Source organism: Methanofastidiosum sp., from assembly GCA_013178285.1.
Classification (GTDB): Archaea; Methanobacteriota_B; Thermococci; order Methanofastidiosales; family Methanofastidiosaceae; genus Methanofastidiosum.
In genome coordinates, this window is sequence record JABLXD010000088.1 from 1 (window position 1) to 5,457 (window position 5,457).

The 5,457-nt window shown below is 31.8% G+C and carries 6 protein-coding genes; all 6 read left to right on the forward strand.

What is annotated here, in order from left to right; translation table 11 throughout:
- Positions 1-671 (forward strand): hypothetical protein (locus tag HPY60_11790; protein ID NPV51857.1); only part of this gene is annotated, 671 nt, incomplete at its 5' end.
- A 185-nt stretch (positions 672-856) separates the two neighbouring features.
- A complete protein-coding gene (locus HPY60_11795; protein NPV51858.1) occupies positions 857-1,468 on the forward strand; it encodes a hypothetical protein in 612 nt (203 codons plus the stop codon).
- A 38-nt stretch (positions 1,469-1,506) separates the two neighbouring features.
- The gene (locus HPY60_11800; GenBank protein NPV51859.1) at positions 1,507-1,650 is read left to right on the forward strand and encodes a hypothetical protein; all 144 of its coding nucleotides are present in this window, start codon (positions 1,507-1,509) and stop codon (positions 1,648-1,650) included.
- 83 nt (positions 1,651-1,733) lie between these two features.
- Positions 1,734-2,843, forward strand: coding sequence for a Fic family protein (locus HPY60_11805; GenBank protein NPV51860.1), 1,110 nt, complete (start codon positions 1,734-1,736; stop codon positions 2,841-2,843).
- Between the two features lie 179 nt (positions 2,844-3,022).
- Positions 3,023-4,192, forward strand: a complete 1,170-nt coding sequence (locus HPY60_11810) for a hypothetical protein (protein ID NPV51861.1) — start codon at positions 3,023-3,025, stop codon at positions 4,190-4,192.
- Between the two features lie 48 nt (positions 4,193-4,240).
- Positions 4,241-5,023, forward strand: a complete 783-nt coding sequence (locus tag HPY60_11815) for a hypothetical protein (GenBank protein ID NPV51862.1) — start codon at positions 4,241-4,243, stop codon at positions 5,021-5,023.
- Positions 5,024-5,457: the final 434 nt, after the last annotated feature.

Genomic DNA, 5,457 nt, shown 5'->3' on the forward strand with positions numbered 1-5,457 from the left:
ACGGCTCAGAATTTTATCATGACAATGTTAGAACAGTAGATTTAAATAAAGATGGACAATGCGAATATATTTTAAATTATTACAATGGTGGTTCTGATATTGTTAAAGAAATATATATAGTACAAAACGAAAAATTAAAAAAAGTTTCTGAAATCTGGGGTGGGCATTTGTGGGGAGAATATGATGAAAATGGTTACATCCAGATAATAAATATTTACTATACTGGACAAAAAACTAATCCTGTTTGGAAGTTTTCTATTCTTCGATTTGATGGAGAAAAATATAGTTCTTATTATGCTCCTGATTTAACATATGGAAAGATGAGAGAATTAGGATTACAGGAATACAAGCAAAAAAATTATGAGTTTGCTGAAATTTATTTCAGAAATGTATTATCTGTTTACCAGTATGAAAATTCAACTGACATCAATAATCTTTCTCTTGTTTTGATAAAAAGAAACAAACTAAAAGAAGCAAAGGAATTGCTTTTTGAAGAGTTGAAAAGCAGAAAATCTCCTGAGACATTTTATAATTTAAGTGTTGTTTTCAGGCAGCAGAATGACAAGAAAAATGAGTTAAAATATCTTGTAGAATCTAATCAGATGAAACAATCTACTTTTAAGGAAAACAGGATTAAGGAATTAAAGGATGAATTAAATAACAGCCGTTAACACGGGGTGTACAAAATGCTGGTTTCTAGCGGATTAGGTCACTCCTCGTTCCAGTCCAGCTTCGTCTCGTCGGGACGATGACGTTGTTCCAAGATCCAGCACTTTTTACACCCCCCACCGTTACCAACAATTTTATGACGAAATCTCAGAAAATATTGATATTCAAATTTTTGATTCTTTGTAATTTGACAGTTTTTTGCCAAGACAGTTTAGTTGACTCTTCGACTTTAGCTATAGACTCTGCAATTATTGAAGGAGAAAAATATTTTGCAGTATACAGAACAGACAACTTTTTCTACATTGAAAATGAATCAAAGAAAGTTGTTTTTAAAAGTAATGAATATAGTAGGTTCTTTGAATTTTCGGACTTTAATGATGACGGACATAAAGACATAATTATTTCGTATTTTGGAAACAATCCAATAAATGACTTGATTGTTTATGACGCAAAGAATAAAGAATTTAAACCAATTGAGAATTTCTCACTTTACCCAGAACCCTTACAAATTCTTAAATCAAATTATTATTACTCATACCATAGAAGCGGTTGTGCAGACAGCAATTGGGACAGTGACTTATTTATAATTGAGAATTTTAGAGCAACTAAACTAGGAACAATATCGGGAAGAGAATGTGAAGACAGCGAAGAAGAAAAAGGAATATTTGTTTTTATAAATAATGAAAGTAAAAATATTCTTCTTGAAAAATTTCCCTTAGAAATACTTGAAAAATTTAAAAATGGGAAATGGTGTTTTATTGAAGAATATTGGACAAAAAACTTGAAGAAATTTGAATGACAAAAATAAAAAACTGTTGGTAACAAGGGTTTGGTACAATGCAGGCTATCAGCGGATTAGGAAACTATACCGTTTCAATCCAGCTTTCTCATCGTGGGACGATGACGATGTTTCAATCGCCTGCACTCTACCAACCCCCAGCCGTTACCAGCAAGGCGACGAGACGGAAATGCGGAGAATAAAACCGCTATTCACAGCATAAAGTGCGGATATTATTTTGAAGTGCGGAGAATAAATTGTATATTTACCGCATAAATTGCAGAGAATGAAAATCTATATATACGAAAAAGAGGGTTGGCCAAATTTCAAGTGGGAAATTGAAAAGTTATTGCCTTTGTTGGGAAAGGTAAGAAATTATCAAGGAAGAATTGTTGGAAAAATGGAATCCCTTGGATTCGAATTAAGGGATGAGGCTATATTGGATACGCTGACGCTTGATGTTCTTAAATCCTCAGAAATAGAAGGTGAAATATTAAATGCAGATCAAGTTCGTTCATCTATCGCACGTAGATTAGGGATGAATATCGCTGGATTAATTCCCTCTGACAGAGATGTTGAAGGTGTTGTTGAAATGATGTTGGATGCAACACAAAATTATAAAAATCAATTAACTAAAGAAAGATTATTTGATTGGCATTGCGCACTATTCCCCACAGGAAAAAGTGGAATGTATAAAATTATTGTTGGAAATTGGAGGGATGATTCAACAGGTCCAATGCAAGTTGTTTCAGGAGCACTTGGAAAAGAAATAATCCATTTTCAAGCACCCGAAGCAGATAGATTAGAAAAAGAAATGAATCTATTCCTTGAATGGATTAATAACGATAATCTTGAAGAACCTGTAATTAAAGCAGGTATAGCCCATTTGTGGTATGTAACATTACATCCTTTCGAAGATGGTAATGGCAGAATTGCAAGAGCAATAACTGATATGCTTTTGACTAGGTCTGATGGAATTCCTCAGCGGTTTTATAGTATGTCCGCGCAGATACGAACTCAAAGAAAAGAATACTATGAAATACTAGAAAAAACCCAAAAAGGAAACATTGACATTACCAGTTGGTTAGAATGGTTTTTGAGTTGTCTCTTGAATGCTTTAAATAACTCTGAAGTAGTATTAAGGAAAGTAATCTTTAAACACAATTTTTGGAATAAGAATTCTGTTAAACTTCAGAATGAAAGACAAAGATTGATTTTAAACAAGTTGCTAGATGGTTTTGACGGGAATTTAACATCATCAAAATGGGCAAAAATTGCTAAATGCTCTCAAGACACTGCATTAAGAGACATTCAAGACTTAATTGATAAAAGCATACTAAGAAAATCAGATAGCGGAGGAAGAAGCACAAACTATGAATTAACAGAATTAGAATAAATAATCAAGCCCAGCTGGTAACAAGGGTTTAATAAAATGCAGGCTATCAGCGGATTAGGAAACTCTACCGTTTCAATCCAGTTTCTCATCGTGGGACGATGACGAGGTTCCAACCGCCTGCACTTTATCAACCCCCAGCCGTTGGCGGTAATTGAAAAAAAAGAAAAAAGAATATCAGAATGGAATTAATTTTTCCTTTTAGAAATATAACTATAAATACATTATGGGACTTTTTTGAAAAGGGCACAGTAAAGGACTATAGTGATTATAAAACTGGGAAATTATTTTTTGAAAATGATTATTTTAATAGTTTAATTGAGAATTGGCGTAATCGTTTACCAAATTTTGAGAACGAAATTCTTCAAATAATTAATACTACAGATCAAAAAACTATAGATGAATATTTTAACAGTTTAAGGGATCAATTGTATAGTATTAAAGATATTTTAAAGAAAGACTTCTTAACTAATAAAATAAATGAATGGAATGAAGATATTTTAAAAAATTATTCAGAAACTGTTGAAAAAGAAGGTGAAGAATATTCAAAACAAGTAAATAGGAAAAAAGATCATTTAGAAGAATATGAAGATTGGGATATCAGTGATTCTCTTTTCAGTCCTATTGGAACAAAAACAAAAAAAACAAAAAAAATAAATTACAATTTTTACTGTATAGAGAAAACACCTGATTTAATCGACATAAATATTGTTGATGAATACTATGCACTAATCAAATCTCTCTATTTAGAATTATTTTCAATATCTAAGAAATATGGGGAACCTTGGAGTGAAGGAAAGTTAAAATCAAAAATTGAAGAACAACTAACTCCAAAACCAATAGTTTTTGTCGAAGGTGAACATGATATTACATATATAACAAAAGCAGGAGAACTTTTAAATAAAAATGAGTTGCTAGAAAAAGTTGAACTTCGTCAAAGAGGAGGTTTTCGGAATCTTGATAAACTATGGAATTTGTTAAAGGAAGAAAGTTGGGAAACTGTTTCACAAATTAAAATCTTCCTATATGATTGTGATACAAATAAAACAAATGAAGATTTTGGGAAACAATTTAAAAGAATAATTCCTTCTAATCCTGATTCAATTATAAAAAAGGGTATTGAAAATCTAATTTCAAATGAATTAATTCAAAAGGCAATTGAAGAAAAGAAAGCTTTCGTTGATTTCAAAAAAACAATTGGTACAAAAAGAGGGATTGATTTTGAAGAAATCTTGAATGAAATTAATAAGGACGAAAAGAAGAACTTTTGCGACTGGATTTGTAAAAATTGTAAAAAAGAGGACTTTCAATCTTTTAAAATAATCTTTGAAATCATAGAAGAAATAATTTAACAACTACCGCCAACATAGGTTGCATAGCATGCCCAGGGATTCGATGATTTGCAAACTTGCTCGTTTCAATCTAACTTTATCTCGTGGGATGTTGACGTTGTTTCATTCGATGGGCACGCTATACACCCTCCACCGTTAGGGCTAATATTTGAAGACGAAACCGAAAATTCCTCAATTAATTTGTTGTTTATGAAAAGAATTATTCACTTGATTTATCTATTGACAACTCTCCAGTTATTGATGAGTTGTGAGAATAAATACTACACTGATGTTGTAGCGATTGATATGATTGATACAAGTGGAATATATTTTACCTATGAGTATTTTGGCGAAAAATATTCAGGTCATTTTGACCTTTATGCAATTGAAGAAGATTTTTCTACATCTGATAGCCTGAAAATAAGAATTGATAAAAAGCAACCTGAAAAATTTAATTTTGTATCAATTATAAAAAGAACTTGGGAGCCAGAAGAATCCATTATAATAATAAATCGAGACAACTTAAATGAAAATCAACCAATCTACAGCTATCATAGTGTAGAAAGGAAACCTTTATTTGAAGGTGCAGTTGATGAGTTTGATAATGATTCATTGATTTTTGATTTTTTTAAAAGTAATTTGAAATTATCTGATAAAATCAAAAAAGTTGGAGTTTACCTTTTAATAAACGAAAAAGGAAAAATATCCATACAAAATGCTTATTATGACAAAGAAAGTGAATTAGAAATCATTAGAAATCTGATTGATAAGATGCCTGATTTTTCTGCACCATATCATAATGGGAAAAATGTTTCAGTTAGTTATTTGATTGAAGTTCCATTAAACGACTAGAATTGAGACTATTAATTGAGAAAATTTAAAAATACTAGCCCTAACAAGGGTTTAATAAAATGCAGGCTATCAGCGGATTAGGAAACTTTATCGTTTCAATCCAGCTTCTTATCGTGGGACGATGACGATGTTCCAACCGCCTGCACTTTATCAACCCCCAGCCGTTATGCAAAATAGTAGAAACTCGGGGCGGAAAGATTATTAACTCGTTGGATGACAGTCTATTAATCCCGTGTTGAAATCTAATTATCTCATTGACAACTCATTTCACGGCTGGAAGATATCTCGCATAGACTGTCATCCGCCGACTTAACATATTTTTTTTCGGCAGGACTTTCGACGATTTGGATAACGGGCTGAATTTAAATTTTGGGAAATTGAAATTCGTTAGAAAGCAAAACAGCGGCAGGAAGTGTTTGCTGGTCTAGGAACTA